The following is a 16,696-nucleotide window of genomic DNA, read 5'->3' on the forward strand; positions in this document are numbered from 1 at the left end:
ACAACGCCCGAATCCGCTTTCCGTTCCGACCTATTTTTGAAGGGGACGCCGGTCTTGCGACCGGGCGCTTTAAGGGAAACGGGCGTCGCGATGAGCAACAGAAGGTCCTATCTCGACATATCGGCTGCGGGGCGCCAGCACCGGCACGCCTCGACCCTCGACCAGATCAACGAGTCGCTGGCCGCGCTCGAGGAGCGGTTGCAGCGCAGCCGTGCCGACGCCCAGCCGCGCGGCGACAGCCTGCTGCGCACCGCCGCTTCCCAGCGCACATTTGCGGACGAGCGCGAGGGCTGGCCTGCGCGCCAGTCCGCCGCGGCCCCCCCGCGCGGCTATCAGGCGCTCATGAACGACATCGAACGTGTGCGCGGGCAGGAGGACGGCCTCGCCGTGGCCGGCCGCATCGCGGGCGAGTTGCAGGGCCTGCGCGACGAGCTGCGCCAGCAGATGACGGTCGGCCTGCATCGCGAGTTCGAGGCTTTGCGCCGCGACATCGATCGCGCCTGCCGCTCGGGCGAAGGTGCCGGCGACAGCGCCCGTCTCGGCCGCGAGCTGGAGCGCCTTTCCGGCGCCGTGCAGGAACTGGCGCACAGGAGCGACGACCGCGGCGTCAATCTCATGCGCCTGGAGCTTGAGCAGCTCAGGGAGCAGATCGAGACCCTCGCCCGCGAGGACAGCGTACGTGCGGTCGATCGCCGCTGGGAAGAGTTCGACCGGCGCTGGTCGGCGTTCGAGGATCGTTTCGAAGCCAGCAGCGCCGACCGGAACAGCGCCGGCGAGGGGCTTGCTGCGCTCAACCAGCGGCTGGAGGAAATCGCCCGGGCGGTGGACATGCTGCCGCAATCGCTTTCGTTGCGATCGCTGGAAGAGAAACTGCGCACGCTGGCGCTGGCGGTCGACCAGCTGGCGGCGCAGCGTCCCTCGGAGACGAACACGCTGGGCCTGATCGACGAACGGCTCGACGAGATTTCACGCGCCATTGTCGCCTCGACCGTCGCGGCGCAGGCCAGCAGTTTCGACCCCGCCGTTCTGGAGCGGATCGAGAACCGGATCGCCGCGCTGGCGGGACAGATCGAGGAAGTGGCGCATGACCGGCAGGATGCCGAGGTCATGGAGCGGCTGGCCCTGCTGTCGCGCCGGGTGGACGATCTGGCCTCCGAAAGCCGTCTGCCGGAAGAGACCATCGGACGCCTGGCCGACCAGATCGCGGCAATCGCCGAGCGCATCGGGCAGGCCCCGCAGATGCCCGACCTCGGTTACCTGCTGGAAGGGCTGGAGCAGCGCTTCGACATGTTCGCCGTTTCCCTGGAGCGCCGCCACAGCGACGCCGTCGATCAGGGCAATGTCATCCTCCGCGATTTCGAGCGCCGGCTGGAGGAAGTCGCCGAGCGTCTGGACCGGCGCGATGCCGTTCCGGCTTTCGATGGCGCGGAAGTCATGGAGGCGATCGACGCCCGCTTCGATGCGCTTGCGCGCGAACTCGACGGGCGCGAGCCTGCCGGGCAGGAGGCCATCCGTGGCCTCGAAATGCGGCTGGCCGACATCTCGCAGCGGCTCGACGGTTCCGTCGAGCGTTTCGGCGCCATCGATCCGGACCTGATCCGCAGCCTCGAGGCGCAGGTTGCCGGGCTCTCCGCGCACCTGTCCCAGCCGGGCAGGCCGTTGCCCGATTTCGAGGACATCAGCCCGCGCCTGACCCAGATCGAGCAGTCGCTTGCCGGCACGCGCGAGTCCATTCTGGAAGCCGCGCGCGAAGCGGCGGAGCGTGCCGTGCAGTCGATGGCGGCGGAGGGAGCGGGCGGCGGTGTCGAACAGGCTGCGGTCGCCGGCCTCGCCCAGGATCTGAAGACGCTGGAGTCGCTGACCCGTCGTTCCGACGACCGCAACGCGCGAACCTTCGAAGCCATCCATGACACGCTGCTGAAGATCGTCGACCGGCTGGGCTCGCTGGAAGTCTCGGGCGCGGTGCAGGCCGTGCCTCAGCCGTCGCCCAAGATTTCGGTGGGCCAGCCGCCGAGCCTCGACATGGAGACGCTCGCCGGTGAGGGCGAAACCCTGCTGGCCGATGCCATGGACGGCGAGGTACAGCAGCGCACGCCGGCGCAGGCCGCCTCCGAGGCAGCCCGCGCCGCGCTCGGTGAAACTGCCGCACAGGAAGGGGCGCGAAAGACCTCGCTGCTCGGAAACCTCACCCGCGCCTTCCGCAAGGACGCAGCGCCCAGGCCGGTCGAGCCGATCCTGGCCGGCGAAAACGTCGATGCTGGTCTGGACGAGCCGCTTGAGCCCTCGCTGGTCAACAGGCCGCTGGAGCCCGGTTCCGGTGCGCCGGACCTCAACGCGATCCTCAAGCGTGTGCGCGACGAGCGCGGCCAGACGGATGCCCGCCCGGCTGCCGATGCCGCAAAGTCCGATTTCATCGCCGCGGCACGCCGCGCCGCGCAGGCTGCGGCGGCAGAGGCCGAGACGCTGAAGCGCCAGTCGAGCCTTGGCGGCCCCGCCAAGGGCCTGCGCATCGGCGAACTGTTCAAGGCGCGGCGCAAGCCGATCCTCATGGCCGTTGGCGCGGTGATCCTGGCTCTTGCCGGATTGCAGTTCGGCAAGGCTTTCCTCGATGGCAACGAACAGGTTTCGAGCGCTGCCCCGGCTCCCGCCGCAATCGAGAAGAAGGTTACGCAGGAACCGAAGATGGCCGGGGAAAAGCCTGTGCAGCAGCCGGAAGCTGCCGTCCCTGCGCCGAAGGCTGAGGCGGCACGCATCGTCGAGCCCGTGCGCATGAGTGAAGAGAGCACCGCAACGATTACGGAGCAGCGGGACCGGTTCGCGGTTGCGCCGGTGCCGGAAGAGGCCGCCGGCCTGACCGATGCGGTGTCCACGGGCGCCGTGGCGCCGGTGTCCCTGCCTCTGTCTTCCGCCCTGCCCGTGTCTCCCGCCCTGATCGACGTGCCTGCCGATATCGGCACGCCGGCGCTGCGCGAGGCCGCTGCCGCCGGCGACGCCAAGGCGCTGTTCGAGATTGGCGCGCGCTATGCGGAGGCGCGCGGCGTCAAGGAAGACCCTGCCGCCGCCGCGCAATGGTACGAGCGTGCGGCCGAGCTTGGCCTCGCCCCGGCACAGTACCGGATCGGCAATCTCTACGAAAAGGGGATAGGTGTCGACCGCGATGCCGAAAAGGCCCGCAAGTGGTATGAAATGGCGGCCGGGCAGGGCAACGCCAGCGCCATGCACAATCTGGCCGTGCTGCTGGCCATGGGAACGGATGGCGCTGCGGACAACGAAGGCGCGGTGCGCTGGTTCAAGGCCGCAGCCGATCTCGGCGTCAAGGACAGCCAGTTCAATCTCGGCATCCTCGCCGCCAAGGGTGTCGGCATGCAGCAGAATCTGGAAGATTCCTACAAGTGGTTCGCCCTCGTGGCCAAGACCGGCGACAAGGACGCCGCCGCCAAGCGCGACGAGATCGCCAAAGCCCTGCGCCCCGAGCAGCTCGAAAAGGCCCGCCAGACGGCGGACTTGTGGGAAGCAAGGGAGCTCGACCTCGACGCCAATGGCGTCACCATTCCCGATGCCTGGGTCGACGAGCCCGTCACCACCGCCTCTGTCGATATGAAGAAGGCTGTGCGCAACATCCAGGCCATTCTCAACAAGAACGGCTATCCGGCCGGCGCGATCGACGGCGTCATGGGTGGAAAGACGCGGGAGGCCATCGCCGCCTTCCAGACCGATAACGGCCTGCCGCCGACCGGAGAGGTGGACGACAAGCTGGTCGAGGCTCTGCTGGCGCGCAAGTAGGGGCAGGGGAGCCGGGCTACGGCAGTCTTCCTGCTTCGGGGCGCGGGCTGCATCCGCAAGAGGCCCCGGTACTGCCGCCTGATTCGTCTGTCTTGCCGGGATCGTGCGGCTCCGTGGCGCCCCGTTGCGGCCGCGGGCGGGCAATATCCCGCAAATTGGGCTGCGCGGCGTCGCTATTGCGATGCCTTGCCATATATTTGCCTGTTAACTGATTGAGATATTTCTGGTTTCAAATCCGCAACGGATGAAAATCCGTTCGCGGTTCTCGTGCAAGAAGAGATTAGGTTTTCGGCGCTATGATCCGGGCCGGAAACGACGGTTGATTGGAACAGACGGGTGGGCATATATCTCCCGATTGCGGAACTTTCCGTCAATGTCTTCGTACTGCTGGCGATGGGCGCGGCGGTCGGCTTCCTGTCGGGCCTGTTCGGCGTCGGCGGGGGGTTCCTGATCACGCCGCTGCTCATCTTCTACAACATTCCGCCAGCCATCGCCGTCGCCACCGGCGCCAACCAGGTGATCGGCTCCTCCTTCTCCGGCGCGATGTCACACATGAAGCGGGGCACGCTCGACTTCAGGCTGGGCTTCATGCTGCTGGCGGGAGGTATCGTCGGTTCGACGGCGGGCATTTACGTCTTTTCGATCCTGCGAAGTCTTGGCCAGCTCGACCTGTTCATCTCGCTGCTCTACGTGATCCTGCTCGGCACGGTCGGCGGGCTCATGCTGGTGGAGAGCGTCAACTCCCTGCGCGCGGCCCGTGGCGGCGCGCCGACGGGCCTGAAGCGTCCCGGCCAGCACAACTGGATTCACCGTCTGCCGCTGAAGATGCGGTTCCGCACCTCCAAGCTGTTCGTCAGCGTCATCCCCGTGCTGGGCATCGGCGCCATCATCGGCTTCCTGTCGTCGATCATGGGCGTGGGCGGCGGCTTCATCATGGTGCCTGCGCTGATCTATCTGCTGCGCGTGCCGACCAATGTCGTCGTCGGCACCTCGCTGTTCCAGATCATCTTCACCTCCGCCTATACGACGCTGGTGCATGCCACCACGAATTTCACCGTCGATATCGTGCTGGCCATGCTGTTGATGGTTGGCGGCGTCGCCGGCGCCCAGTACGGCGTCAAGGCGGGGCAGAAGCTGCGCGGCGAACAGTTGCGCGCGCTGCTGGCGCTGATGGTGCTGGCCGTCGCGGTGCGTCTGGCCGTGGACCTGTTCATCCGCCCGGACAATGTCTATTCGCTCAGCATACCGGGGATGGGCTGATGGCGGCCCGGCTCCTGTTCCTCCGGTGCGTGCTGGCGCTTGCGGCGATGGTCGCCGGGCTGGTTTCCGCAGCGGCGCAGAATCCCAATCCGGAAGGGATACAGATCGGGCTGTCCACCGAGAATATCTCGATCACCGCCGGGTTCTCGGGCGCCGATCTCACCATTTTCGGCGCGCTCGAAAATGCCGATCCGGAAGTGGCCCGGCAAGGGCGCTACGATGTGATCGTGGTGCTCGAAGGGCCTGCAAGGCGCATCGTCGTCCGCCGCAAGGACCGTGTGCTCGGCGTCTGGATCAACCTTCAATCCGAGGAATTCGAGAACGTGCCGGTTTCCTATTCGGTCGCCACCACGCGTCCGTTCCAGGATATTACCGAGCCGGTCAGCTATCGCCAGCTCTCCCTCGGGACCAACAACATCTACCTGCAACCGGCCGATGCCGAAGGCAACCAGCCCACCATTGCCGAGTTCACGAAGGCGCTGCGGGAGCGAAAGGTTGCCGCCGGGCTTTACAGCGAGAATGTCGGCGGCGTGCGCTTCCTGTCGCAGAACCTCTTCCGCGCCACGGTGCGGCTTGCGCCCGACGCACCGGTCGGCACGCACAAGGCCCGCGCCTTCCTGTTCAAGAACGGCATGTTCGTGAAGGAAAGCTCCGCCCAGCTCGAAATCCGCAAGGCGGGCTTCGAGCAGGCGGTGTTCCGCCTCGCCCACAATCACGGCTTCTTCTATGGCCTGCTGTCGGTGGGTTTCGCCATGGCCGTGGGCTGGCTGGGCAGCATCGTGTTCCGCAGGGACTGAGCCCGGTTTCTCAACCCGGCCGCAGCATCGAGCCGGCGATCGCGAAGACGCGGTCGCGGCCCATCATGTAGGCCATCAGGCTTTCGCGGCGAAACAGGCCGGCATAGGCGCGGTCGAGGACGTTGAGCGAACCCGTATAGGCGCCGAAGGCCGGCATCACCATGCGCGTGCCGTCGCTGGCGAAACAGCGCCGCCTGACCGAGCGGCCGCGCTGCACGATGCGCGCGCAGGGATGCAGATGGCCGGCGATCTCGCCTTCGACGGGAATGCGCGACGGCTCATGCCGGAACAGCAGCGCGCCGATGGCAAGTTCCCGCACCGTGTCGCCGGGCAGGTCCGCGGGCGCGTCGGGGTCGTGGTTGCCGGCGATCCAGAACCAGTTCCGCCCCGCCATCATCGCCTCCAGCCGCTCGCGAAAGGCCGGATGCAGGCGGGTCGCGCCTTCGCCGTCATGGAAGGAATCGCCGAGGCTGACGACGATGCGCGGCCGGTAGAGATCGAGCGCCTCCTGCAACCGCGCCAGTGTGGCGATGGTGTCATAGGGAGGCACCAGCGCGCCACGACGGGCCAGCGACGATCCCTTTTCCAGATGCAGGTCCGACACGGCCAGCATGTCCATTTCGGGAAAATAAAGGACGCCGCGCGCATCGCAGACGGCCCGTTCTCCGGCAATGACGACCAGTTCGGCGGCATCCGGAACCGCAACCGTCGCGGGTACGAAATTCATGCCTGTCCCATCGCTTCCCCGGCCAGTTCGGCCGCTTCCATCAGCAGGCTCTCATTGGCGCCGCCATTGACCGATTCCCTGCCGATCTCCAGCATCACCGGCACGGCCAGCGGCGAAATCCGCTCCAGAGGCTTATGCACGATTCGCCCGCGCACGCGCGAGAGCATGTCGCCAAGCCTGCCGACATCGAGCAGGCCGGCACCCGCATCGGCGCGCGTTGCCTGCAACAGAATGTGGTCGGGTTCGTGGCTGCGCAGCACATCGTAGATCAGATCGGCCGAGACCGTCACCTGCCTGCCGGTCTTTTCCTGCCCCGGAAAGCGCTTCTCGATCAGGCCGGAGATCACCGCGCAGTTGCGGAAGGTGCGCTTGAGCATCCAGCTGTCGTTGAGCCAGGCTTCGAGGTCATCGCCCAGCATGTCCTCGTCGAACAATTCGGCGAGTGACGGCTTCTTCGCCCTGAACAGCGCGCCCATGTCGTCCAGCGCCCAGATCGCCAGCGAATAATCGGTGGCGACGAAGCCGAGCGGGCGGGCTTCGGCGCGTTCCAGCCGGCGCGTCAGGAGCATGCCGAGCGTCTGGTGCGCCAGCCTGCCCTCGAACGGATAGCACACCATGTAGTGCCGGTCGCCGCGCGGAAAGGTTTCGACCAGAAGGTCGCCGCGTTTCGGCAGCATGGATTTTTCCTTTTGCAGGCGCAGCCAGTCGGACACCTGTTCGGGCAGCGTCGACCATCTGTCCGGGTCGGCCAGCATGGCGCGCACCTGATCGGCCAGATAGGTGGAAAGCGGGAACTTGCCGCCGGCATAGCTCGGCACGATGATGTTGGCACTGGTGCCGGCCGACACCACGCATTCGTTCTCGCGTATGCCTTCGAAGCGCAGGATCTTGCCGGCGAACAGGAAATTGTCGCCGGGCCGCAGCGTCTCGGCGAAATACTCCTCCACCTTGCCCAGCACCCGCCCGCCATGGCCGGCCAGCCCCCGGCTCGAGCGCACATAGCGCACGTTCAATTCCGGCATCTCGACGATGGTGCCGACATTGAGCCGGTATTGCTGGGCGATGCGCGGATGGGTGACGCGCCACAGCCCCTCCTTCGTTCTGCGGATGCGGGCATAGCGCTCGTAGTTCCGCAGCGCATAACCGCCGGTGGCGACGAAATCGACCACCTGATCGAAGCTGGTGCGCGAAAGTGCGGCATAGGGCGCGGCGGCGCGCACCTCCTCATAGAGTGCCTGCGCCTCGAACGGACCGGCGCAGGCGGTGCCCAGCACATGCTGGGCCAGCACATCGAGCGCCCCGGCCAGCAGCGGCGGCGTGTCCTGCGCGCCGAGATAGTTTGCGTCGAGCGCGGCGCGGCATTCCAGCACCTCGAAGCGGTTGGCCGGAATGAGGATCGCCTTCGACGGTTCGTCCATGCGGTGGTTGGCGCGGCCGATGCGCTGGGCGAGCCGGCTTGCTCCCTTCGGCGCGCCGACATGGATGACCAGATCGACATCGCCCCAGTCGATGCCGAGGTCGAGCGTCGAGGTGGCGACGATGGCGCGCAGCGCATTGTCGGCCATCGCCTTTTCCACCCGCCGCCGCTGGCCGACATCGAGCGAGCCGTGATGGAGCGCGATGGGCAGCGCATCCTCGTTGGCGCGCCACAGTTCCTGAAACAGCATCTCGGCCTGGCTGCGGGTGTTGACGAACAGAAGCGTCGTCCTGTGCCGCCTGATCTCCTCGTAGATTTCAGGAATGGCGTAGCGCGCCGAATGGCCCGCCCATGGCACCCGTTCTTCCGACTCGAGGATGGAAATGTCGGGCTTTGCCCCGCCGGCGACCGTTACCAGCCCCGCCATGTTCCCGGGTGGATTTTGCGAAACCAGCCAGCGGCGCAGTTCGTCCGGCTCGGCCACGGTCGCGGAAAGCCCGATGGTCTGGAGCCCCGGCACGATGGCGCGCAGCCGGGCAAGCCCCAGCGCCAGCAGATGGCCGCGCTTGGAGGTCACCAGCGAATGCAGCTCGTCGAAGATCACATAGCGCAGGTCCTCGAAGAAGCGCTTCGCATCGCCGCTGGCGATCAGCAGGGCAAGCTGCTCGGGCGTGGTCAGCAGAATGTCGGGCGGAACCAGCTTCTGGCGCTGGCGCTTGTGGGGAGGCGTGTCGCCGGTGCGCGTCTCGATGGCCACGGCCAGGCCGATTTCGGCGACCGGCTTGCCCAGATTGCGCTCGATGTCCACCGCCAGCGCCTTGAGCGGCGAGATGTAGAGCGTGTGGATGCCGCGATGCGCTTGCCCCGGCTTGCGCTTCGGCCGTACCGCCAGTTCCGTCAGCGACGGCAGGAAGCCGGCCAGCGTCTTGCCGGCGCCCGTGGGCGCGATCAGCAGCGTGGATTGGCCCGCATGCGCGCGCGAGAGCAGTTCGAGCTGATGGGCGCGCGGCGCCCAGCCCTTGCCTGCGAACCATTTCAGGAACGGCTCGGGCAGGCGGGCGACGGCCGTTTCGTGCAATGGCTCGGGCTTCGCGGTCACGCTCCCACAGGTAGCGCGGGCAGGGCGGATCGCCAAGCAAAAAGAACAAAACAGGATCGTTTGCTTGCGCGGATGGCGGCGCACAGGCACAGTGCGGCCTTTTCGCGGTGCCGAAACGACCTATCTGTCAGCCATGCGTCCCAGCGATCTGCTCCAGCCCCGCCCTGAAGGGCTCTATTGCCCGCCCGGCGATTTCTTCATCGATCCGGTGCGCCCGGTGGAGCGCGCGCTGATCACCCACGGCCATTCCGACCACGCGCGGGCCGGCCACGCCCATGTGCTGGCCACGCGTCAGACGCTGGATATCATGGCTCTGCGCTACGGGGAGAATTTTGCCCAGGGCCGGCAGGCTGCGGCCCTGGGCGAAAAGATCGATGTCGGCGGCGTGACCGTCACCTTTCATCCGGCCGGCCATGTGCTGGGTTCGGCCCAGATCGCGGTGGAGAAAGGCGGCCTGCGCATCGTTGCTTCCGGCGACTACAAGCGCACCCCCGATGCCACCTGCGCGCCTTTCGAGCTTGTGCCCTGCGATGTCTTCATCACCGAGGCGACCTTCGCGCTGCCCGTCTTCCGCCACCCGCCGCCGCAGGAAGAGATCGCGCGGCTGCTGAAATCGGTGGCGCAGTTTCCCGAGCGCAGCCATCTGGTCGGGGCCTATGCGCTCGGCAAGGCGCAGCGCGTGATGAAGGAACTGCGGCAGGCCGGTTATGACCGGCCGATCCATATCCACGGCGCTCTGGCGAAGCTCAGCGCCTACTATCAGGAGGAAGGCATCGACCTCGGCACGCTGGAGCCGGCGACGGTGGAGGCCGGCCGCAAGGGCGACTTTGCCGGGGCCGTCGTCATCGGCCCGCCCTCGGCCTTCGCCGACCGCTGGGCGCGGCGTTTTCCCGATCCCGTATCCTGCTTCGCCTCGGGCTGGATGCGCATCCGCCAGCGCGCCAGACAGCGTGGCGTTGAACTGCCGCTGATCCTGTCCGACCATTGCGACTGGGACGAACTGTGTCAGACCATCGCCGGGACGGGTGCCGGCGAAGTCTGGGTCACGCACGGCCGCGAGGAGGCGCTGGTGCGCTGGTGCGAATTGCAGGGCATCGCCGCCCGCCCGCTGCATCTGGTCGGCTACGAGGACGAGGGGGACTGATCGGCATGAAGCGCTTCGCCGAACTCCTCGACCGGCTTGTGCTGACGCCGTCGCGCAACGGCAAGCTCAGGCTGCTGACGGATTATTTCCGCGTGACGGAGGATCCGGATCGCGGGCTGGCGCTGGCCGCGATCACCGGCGACCTGTCCATCGCGGCGATAAAACCCGCCATGCTGCGCGCGCTTGCCGCCGAGCGTGTCGACCCGGTGCTGTTCGGCTATTCCTACGATTATGTCGGCGACCTTGCCGAGACCGTCTCGCTGGTGTGGCCGGCCCGACATGATGGGGATACGGCGTCCGCCTCTCACATGACGCTGGCCGAAGTGATCGCGAAATTGCAATCCGCCAGCCGCTCGGACGGCCCGAAAGTTCTGGCCGGCCTTCTCGACCAGTCCGATATTCCCGCCCGTTTCGCCATCATCAAGCTGGTCACCGGCGGCCTGCGCATCGGGGTCTCCGCCCGTCTGGCGAAGCAGGCCGTGGCCGATCTGGGTCCGGTGGATGTGGCCGAAATCGAGGAACTGTGGCACGGGCTGGAGCCGCCCTACACGGAACTCTTCGCATGGCTGGAAGGGCGCGCGAGCAAGCCCGAGCGGGCGGCTTTTGCCCTGTTCCGCCCGGTCATGCTGGCCAACCCGGTTGGTGATGGCGAGCTCGAAAGGCTCGATCCGGCAGACTACGCCGCGGAATGGAAATGGGACGGCATCCGCGTCCAGGTGTCGTTCGAAGGCGGTGTCCGGCGTCTTTATTCGCGCACCGGCGACGACATATCCCGCGCCTTTCCCGATCTTGCCGGCGGCATCGGCTTCGAAGCCGTACTCGACGGCGAATTGCTGGTCGGCTCCCCGGCCGCCACCGGTACATTCTCGGATCTTCAGCAGCGGCTGAACCGCAAGACGGTTTCGCCGAAGATCATGCAGAACCATCCGGCCTTCGTGCGCTGCTACGATCTGCTGCAACTGGACGGCGAGGATGTGCGCGCCTTGCCCTTTCGGGAGCGCCGCGCCCGGCTTGAGGATTTTGTCGCCACGCTCGATCCCGCCCGCTTCGACCTTTCGCCGCTGGTCGCCTTCGAAGACTGGAAAGCGCTGGAGGGTCTTCGCATCGCGCCACCCCATCCCATCATCGAGGGCGTGATGCTGAAGCGCTGGGATTCGCCCTATCTCGCGGGCCGGCCGAAAGGGCCGTGGTTCAAGTGGAAGCGCGATCCGCACACCGTCGATGCCGTGCTCATGTATGCCCAGCGTGGCCACGGCAAGCGCTCCTCCTTCTATTCCGACTACACGTTCGGCGTCTGGACCGGAGCGGAAGGCGAGGAGGAACTGGTGCCGGTCGGCAAGGCCTATTTCGGGTTCACCGACGAGGAGCTGCGCCAGATCGACAAATATGTGCGCGACAACACGGTCGAGCGTTTTGGCCCGGTGCGCGCCGTGCGCGCCGACCGGCGGAACGGGCTGGTGCTGGAAGTGGCCTTCGAGGGGCTGAACCGTTCCACCCGCCACAAGTCCGGCGTGGCCATGCGCTTTCCGCGCATTTCGCGCCTGCGCTGGGACAAGCCCCCGGCCGAAGCCGACCGCATCGAGACCCTCAGGGAACTGCTGGACCGGTAAGCATTCGCTTACTGGTTGGGCGAAACCCTGATCTCGTAGATGTCGATGGCCTTGCCCTGGTTCTCGACATCGGAAGTGATGGCGATCGTGCCGGCCGCTCCGGCGCGCTTGTCGGGGAACTGCACGTCGAACAGATATTCGCCGCGCTCGCGCCCGACTTCATAGCGCTTGCGGCCGCAATCGCCGAGTTCGCCGAAATTGCAGTCGATGGAGATCTGCGTCGCCTTGCCGTCCTCGGCCCGCGCGACCAGCACGAAGACCGCCTTCGAGCCCGAAACCTCGTCCAGTATGCCCTGGCCGACGTCGAAGGAGACGGCGGAGCCGGAAGCGCCCGAGCGCACACGCATGAATGCGCCGCTGTCGTCTTCCATCGCCTCGGCGCTGGCGTCGGACGGGGTGGAGACCGTCGTCGGGTCGAGCGGTGTGAACACGGTGATCCATTCGCCGGAGAATTCTGCCTGCCCGGTTTGCAGCGGCGCGCTCCCGCCCGAGGGCGAAAAGTCCTCGTCCTCGACGCTGGCCGGCGGCACCGGCACCTCGCCCCGCTGCTCGGGTGTCCGCAGTGCGCCCGATTGCAGCAGCCACCAGGCGCCAAGACCGATCACGATGACGAGTGTGAGTCCGGCGAACAGGGCGGGCAGCCCGCGTCGGCGCGGACGCCTGCGGCGTGGCGCGCGGTCGGGCTCCGGTTCGGCGACATTGCGCGGCAGCGGGCCCTCGGGGATGATGTCGGGGACGACCGGCATTACATGCGCGTCTGGTTCCTCTCCGTTCCGTTCCCCCGCGTCGAACGTGGGTTCGCTTCGCTGGCTCCGGGCGGCGGAAGGCTGGCCGGGAGCGTCTACGCCCGGCACGGCATCGTTCCGCACCGGGGAAGGTCCGGCCTTGTCCGGCACCGGCAGGAATTGCGCCTCGATTTCCGCGATCTTGGCCTGCATGGCCTTGCGGCGATTGATGGCGGTCTCGACCGTAACGTTTGGGTTGGCCTGCAAGGCGCGGTCGAGCGCGGAGAAGGCCGAACGGTACACCTTCTCGCGGAACGACCTGTCCCCGGCATTGCCTTTCTCGAGGGCATTCCGAATCGCTTTTTCGATCGGGTCCAAGCCGGAATCCTTGTGACAACCTGCGTTGTCCTGATGGTTACCCGCAGAACGCCGATCAATCAACGCTGTTGGCGTGATGAGCGGTCGATACCCGTGTCTGCGGGTGCGGTCTCGCCAGTTCTGCTCGCTGCGCAGCGCGTCACTGCCAACAATCTGCCCTGAATTTTACCGGGCCACTTGAATTAACACGGGCTTGCGGTTATCACGCCGGCATCTCGGAGGCTCGCCCTTCCGGGCCGCTGTAGCTCAGTTGGTAGAGCACGTCATTCGTAATTAGCGGGTCCGCTAGAGAATGACGTTCGAAGCCAAAGGGTTGGCGGAGGAGTGAAGAAAATAGTAGGGCGATAGTAGGTCGCCCTTGCATCTGGTAGGCCGCTTTAGCTCAGTTGGTAGAGCATCGCATTCGTAATGCGGAGGTCGTCAGTTCGAGTCTGACAAGCGGCACCACCAAGTCTTTGAAAAGGCTGATGGAACCTTGAGGATGCGGTGAGACCATCGCCGCTACGCGAGGGGAAGATGACCAAAAGCGCACGTATCTCATTGAGCGCGGGAGAATTGAGATTCATCAGCGTAGCCATTGAATTGGCATTCAATGCCGACGGCTTTCCTAAAGATGATTTGAGCGAGTTGGCACTTTACATGTCCGCAAGGGCGAAGCTGGAAAAGGCGCGCGAGCGTCTTGCACGAGACTTGGTATCCGTACCTAAGAGAACATAACTTTCGCCGCACCCCCGGACGTGAGCCTTTTCGGCGAAACAGCCTTAGCGCCGCTCCAGCCGCCGCCTGACGGCTTTCCTCACCCGATACCAATAGGTCTGCTCCGCGCCGTCGCTGTCGTACCACGCGCGCTCATGGCGGGCGAAGGCCTCAAGTTCCGGGTCGGGATAGTCTGCGATGATGTCATCGGCCACGCGGTCGATTTCGGCGGTGGGGATGAGCCTTGGCTTTATCGCGTCGGTCCAGATCATCCATAGGACCAGCCCAATGAAGATAAGGGCCTGACCTCCGAAGAAGATCAGCAAGAGCCACGAGAATGCTTGACCGACTATATCCCACATCGCACCGCCCCCGACAAAGCACGACGTAGCCTATAGTCGACAATCGCAGATCGAAAGCAGAAATGAGACTCATCGTCCGTGGGCTTATCGTCTGCATCGCGGACCAATGGCGCACATGGAAGACGTGTGCGCGATACTGGCCCGGAACATCAAGGCAGCTCGGAAAAGGCTGAACCTGTCGCAGGAAGACCTTGCAGCGCGCGCGGAGATCGACCGGACCTACGTCTCCGGGATCGAGAGGCAGGTCAGGAACCCCACCATCACCGTGGTTGCGAAATTCGCTGAGGCGCTCGAAACGACGACGGCGGACCTCCTAACCGACGAGTCTCGATGACTTGCGCGGGCCGGAACAACCACAACCGTGACCCTCACGCGCCGCAAAACCAAACCCGCCGCATATAACCCCACCGCGCGGGGCTTCAGAGCGCCCCACAGGCGCGCTGCGGTGGCACTTGGCCCTTTGGCCGTATGCCGCCCAGCCCTGACGTCTGAGGCGGTTCTGAGCGCCGCATGCGGCATCCGGCAGGCCAACCCAAAGCGCAGCGGACGGCATCGCCTGCCACCCCTGTAACTTGTAACCGTAACTTAAGGTCCGAAAGCTCCGAGGATGGCGGGGGGAGTGGTGCACTCCCCCCGCTGTAGGGCGCGGGGCAAAAAGTTGCCGGGCTTGTGTTGGCGTTACCGGTTACAGCACAGTCCGGGTGAAGCCAGTTCAAAACGGCGAGTCCTCTTCCGAAGCGGAACCATCGATGCGGAATATTGTCACGACGCCGTTCTCGACCCGCCTCGCGACCCATTCTGTCTTGCGCTCATCCTGGGTGCCTCTAGCGAAGCCCCGCCGCTGGGACTTCTCCCGCTGTGATAGATCGTGCAGCCGGTTGATTTTCTCCTCCCAGCCCAAGCGGTCCATCTCAGCCTTGATCCTTTGCACTTCGATGGGCGACAGGCGACCGCCCTCGAAGCCGAGGAGCAGCTTCACGCTGTCCATCGAGACCCTGCCCGTCTTATCTGCGAACCAGTCACTCAGGACCGTGGCGAAGGCGTCTTCGATCAAGCGCAGATCGGTCAATTCGGCTGCCGCTTCCCAAAGGTGTTCGGACAGGGCGATGGATTCACCCGCCGCTTCACGAACAGCCGCTTCCGCCCAGAGTTGATCGACGTCCTCGCGCAGTTTATCCAGTTGCACTCTTCCGGCACGGACAGGCCAGAAACGCCGGTTGCCCGTCTGGTCGAAGAGATATTTCTGGTCGTTGGTGCTGCCGACGATAACGCACTGGCGCGGGTAGGTTCTGGCATCTCGACCATAGGCACGACGATACTTATCGCGCCGGGTCGAGAGAAACCGCTTCAGCTCATGCGTGGATGCCTTGCGAATACCGTCCATCTCCTGAACCTCCACGATCCACGACCCGGCCAAGAGTTCAGCCTTGGTCTTGTCGTCGCTCTTGAGATTCAGGCTCCCGCAGAACCACTCGTCGCGCACTGCAAGGATTTCCGCGAAGCTAGATTTGCCAGCACCCTGTTTTCCCTCGAATACGAGCATCGTGTCGAATTTTACGCCTGGTTGCTTCACCCTCCGGACGCCCGCGATCAGGAACTTCGCGCCAAATTCTCTATTCAGTTCTGTATCCTCGGCGCCGACGTAGTCTCGCAGCATGGTATCTAGGCGAGGCTTACCATCCCACACGCAGCCATTGAGATATTCGATGATCGGATGGGAAGTCTGTTCATGGGCAATTGCGACAATTTCGCTTTTGATCGCCGCAACAGTTGCTCTGAACTCGAACTCGAGTTGGAAGCGGCTGCTCAGGATATCCGCAACATCGTTCAAATCGCGCCCTTCCAAGCCCAGTCCCTCGATATCGTTCACGAACGAGAACAGGTTTCGTCGCACATCGATGCCAAGCCGGGCCAGCGCACATCGGATATTGGCTGGGTGGTCCTTAAGCGGTTGGAACTTGTCATTCAGAACAGGCCAATCCCCCCGCTTCGCTTCGATCATCATGAGAGCTCGCGCCACTTGACGCTGACCGTAGCAAAGGGCATTGGGCTTCTCGCGAATATGCGCGCCAATGGCATAGGCCGGATCGAGCAGGATCGAGAGCGCGTGACCGGGTTGCACCCCCTTCGCCAGCATCCAGCAGACGCAAGCGATCATGCGCTCTGACCGCGTGGGGTAGACCCTGCCGGGTGGATCTTCGCCCGAGACGATCACCTCCACCCACTTGAGGTTCGAAGGTACAATCTCGCTGAGGTTTTCTGGCAGTGGAAGGGGAACGATTTCTGTCGGCTCGACCGTAGTGTGTCCTGCCTTAGCTGGTACCAGCGCCTTGTCCTTCGGTGCAGGCAGGGTGAAATCTTCGATGCTGTAGGTTTTTGCGATAGCTGTGTAGGTCATGGCTTTGTCATCCAGAATGAGAGTGCGGGTTGGCGACCGGCCTCGCGCTTCTGCGCATTCAGCCAGTTTACGGTCCCAGGCAGACGCAAGAGACGGTCGGCGTTGTGGGTGCCGGGACCGCCCTGCAAGGCAATCAGAAGCCGTTTGTTGAAGTCCTCGGCGACATTCACCTCGACCGGCTGATCGAGCTTCCAGATCGCTTGGTTGTGATTTTTCATGGAATGAGGACCCCAGTTGAGGGGTAATTTTCGTCCAAACGGGACCCCTTAACGTGGGGTCATCAAAGTGCGTCCGGTTTGA

Annotated in this window: 13 protein-coding genes and 1 tRNA gene; 8 read left to right on the plus strand and 6 right to left on the minus strand. The window is 65.0% G+C overall.

Annotation, left to right across the window (positions count from 1 at the left end):
• Positions 1–90 precede the first annotated feature (90 nt).
• From DES43_RS15540 to DES43_RS15550, 3 genes are all read left to right on the plus strand, one after another.
• The gene (locus DES43_RS15540; RefSeq protein ID WP_035024929.1) at positions 91–3,783 is read left to right on the plus strand and encodes a peptidoglycan-binding protein; all 3,693 of its coding nucleotides are present in this window, start codon (positions 91–93) and stop codon (positions 3,781–3,783) included.
• A gap of 336 nt (positions 3,784–4,119) precedes the next feature.
• Positions 4,120–5,043: a sulfite exporter TauE/SafE family protein gene (locus DES43_RS15545; RefSeq protein WP_035024927.1), complete on the plus strand. Its 924-nt coding sequence runs from the start codon at positions 4,120–4,122 to the stop codon at positions 5,041–5,043.
• A complete protein-coding gene (locus DES43_RS15550) occupies positions 5,043–5,840 on the plus strand; it encodes a TIGR02186 family protein (RefSeq protein WP_035024925.1) in 798 nt (265 codons plus the stop codon). The genes DES43_RS15545 and DES43_RS15550 overlap by 1 nt, the downstream gene beginning before the upstream one ends.
• Before the next feature lie 10 nt (positions 5,841–5,850).
• Here DES43_RS15550 and pdeM read toward each other — a convergent pair whose 3' ends face one another.
• Both pdeM and DES43_RS15560 read right to left on the minus strand, forming a co-directional pair.
• Positions 5,851–6,567: a ligase-associated DNA damage response endonuclease PdeM gene (pdeM, locus tag DES43_RS15555; RefSeq protein WP_035024923.1), complete on the minus strand. Its 717-nt coding sequence runs from the start codon at positions 6,565–6,567 to the stop codon at positions 5,851–5,853.
• Positions 6,564–9,083 (minus strand): ligase-associated DNA damage response DEXH box helicase, encoded by a 2,520-nt coding sequence (locus tag DES43_RS15560; protein WP_035024920.1) that lies wholly within the window; start codon positions 9,081–9,083, stop codon positions 6,564–6,566. The genes pdeM and DES43_RS15560 overlap by 4 nt, the downstream gene beginning before the upstream one ends.
• 133 nt (positions 9,084–9,216) lie before the next feature.
• Between DES43_RS15560 and DES43_RS15565 the strand changes: the two genes are divergently transcribed.
• Both DES43_RS15565 and DES43_RS15570 read left to right on the plus strand, forming a co-directional pair.
• Complete coding sequence (locus DES43_RS15565; protein ID WP_035025084.1) at positions 9,217–10,227, plus strand: ligase-associated DNA damage response exonuclease; 1,011 nt, start codon at positions 9,217–9,219, stop codon at positions 10,225–10,227.
• Between the two features lie 5 nt (positions 10,228–10,232).
• Positions 10,233–11,837: a cisplatin damage response ATP-dependent DNA ligase gene (locus DES43_RS15570; protein WP_035024917.1), complete on the plus strand. Its 1,605-nt coding sequence runs from the start codon at positions 10,233–10,235 to the stop codon at positions 11,835–11,837.
• 8 nt (positions 11,838–11,845) lie between these two features.
• Here DES43_RS15570 and DES43_RS15575 read toward each other — a convergent pair whose 3' ends face one another.
• On the minus strand, positions 11,846–12,940 hold the full coding sequence (locus DES43_RS15575; RefSeq protein WP_035024914.1) for a hypothetical protein: 1,095 nt from the start codon (positions 12,938–12,940) through the stop codon (positions 11,846–11,848).
• A 371-nt stretch (positions 12,941–13,311) separates the two neighbouring features.
• On the opposite strand from DES43_RS15575, the gene DES43_RS15580 reads away from it, so the two are divergent.
• Both DES43_RS15580 and DES43_RS15585 read left to right on the plus strand, forming a co-directional pair.
• Positions 13,312–13,387 (plus strand) — tRNA-Thr (locus tag DES43_RS15580).
• A gap of 69 nt (positions 13,388–13,456) precedes the next feature.
• Positions 13,457–13,657: a hypothetical protein gene (locus DES43_RS15585; RefSeq protein WP_036993848.1), complete on the plus strand. Its 201-nt coding sequence runs from the start codon at positions 13,457–13,459 to the stop codon at positions 13,655–13,657.
• A gap of 44 nt (positions 13,658–13,701) precedes the next feature.
• Here DES43_RS15585 and DES43_RS15590 read toward each other — a convergent pair whose 3' ends face one another.
• Positions 13,702–13,998, minus strand: a complete 297-nt coding sequence (locus DES43_RS15590) for a hypothetical protein (RefSeq protein WP_035024910.1) — start codon at positions 13,996–13,998, stop codon at positions 13,702–13,704.
• Between the two features lie 115 nt (positions 13,999–14,113).
• Between DES43_RS15590 and DES43_RS15595 the strand changes: the two genes are divergently transcribed.
• The gene (locus tag DES43_RS15595; protein WP_157173728.1) at positions 14,114–14,332 is read left to right on the plus strand and encodes a helix-turn-helix domain-containing protein; all 219 of its coding nucleotides are present in this window, start codon (positions 14,114–14,116) and stop codon (positions 14,330–14,332) included.
• Positions 14,333–14,710: 378 nt separating this feature from the next.
• Here the strand turns inward: DES43_RS15595 and DES43_RS15600 are convergent, their stop codons facing one another.
• Positions 14,711–16,396, minus strand: a complete 1,686-nt coding sequence (locus DES43_RS15600; protein ID WP_051520459.1) for a virulence-associated E family protein — start codon at positions 16,394–16,396, stop codon at positions 14,711–14,713.
• Positions 16,393–16,614, minus strand: coding sequence for a DNA-primase RepB domain-containing protein (locus DES43_RS15605; protein WP_133675788.1), 222 nt, complete (start codon positions 16,612–16,614; stop codon positions 16,393–16,395). The genes DES43_RS15600 and DES43_RS15605 overlap by 4 nt, the downstream gene beginning before the upstream one ends.
• Between the last annotated feature and the right edge of the window lie 82 nt (positions 16,615–16,696).

This window comes from Aquamicrobium defluvii (assembly GCF_004363725.1).
Taxonomy (GTDB): Bacteria; Pseudomonadota; Alphaproteobacteria; order Rhizobiales; family Rhizobiaceae; genus Mesorhizobium; species Mesorhizobium defluvii.

Bases quoted from the DNA above. Each gene is read 5' to 3' on its own strand.
- DES43_RS15540 (WP_035024929.1), top strand. From the start codon at position 91: ATGAGCAACAGAAGGTCCTATCTCGACATATCGGCTGCGGGGCGCCAG.
- DES43_RS15550 (WP_035024925.1), top strand. From the start codon at position 5,043: ATGGCGGCCCGGCTCCTGTTCCTCCGGTGCGTGCTGGCGCTTGCGGCG.
- pdeM (WP_035024923.1), bottom strand. From the start codon at position 6,567: ATGAATTTCGTACCCGCGACGGTTGCGGTTCCGGATGCCGCCGAACTG.
- DES43_RS15565 (WP_035025084.1), top strand. From the start codon at position 9,217: ATGCGTCCCAGCGATCTGCTCCAGCCCCGCCCTGAAGGGCTCTATTGC.
- DES43_RS15570 (WP_035024917.1), top strand. From the start codon at position 10,233: ATGAAGCGCTTCGCCGAACTCCTCGACCGGCTTGTGCTGACGCCGTCG.
- DES43_RS15585 (WP_036993848.1), top strand. From the start codon at position 13,457: ATGACCAAAAGCGCACGTATCTCATTGAGCGCGGGAGAATTGAGATTC.
- DES43_RS15590 (WP_035024910.1), bottom strand. From the start codon at position 13,998: ATGTGGGATATAGTCGGTCAAGCATTCTCGTGGCTCTTGCTGATCTTC.
- DES43_RS15595 (WP_157173728.1), top strand. From the start codon at position 14,114: ATGGAAGACGTGTGCGCGATACTGGCCCGGAACATCAAGGCAGCTCGG.
- DES43_RS15600 (WP_051520459.1), bottom strand. From the start codon at position 16,396: ATGACCTACACAGCTATCGCAAAAACCTACAGCATCGAAGATTTCACC.
- DES43_RS15605 (WP_133675788.1), bottom strand. From the start codon at position 16,614: ATGAAAAATCACAACCAAGCGATCTGGAAGCTCGATCAGCCGGTCGAG.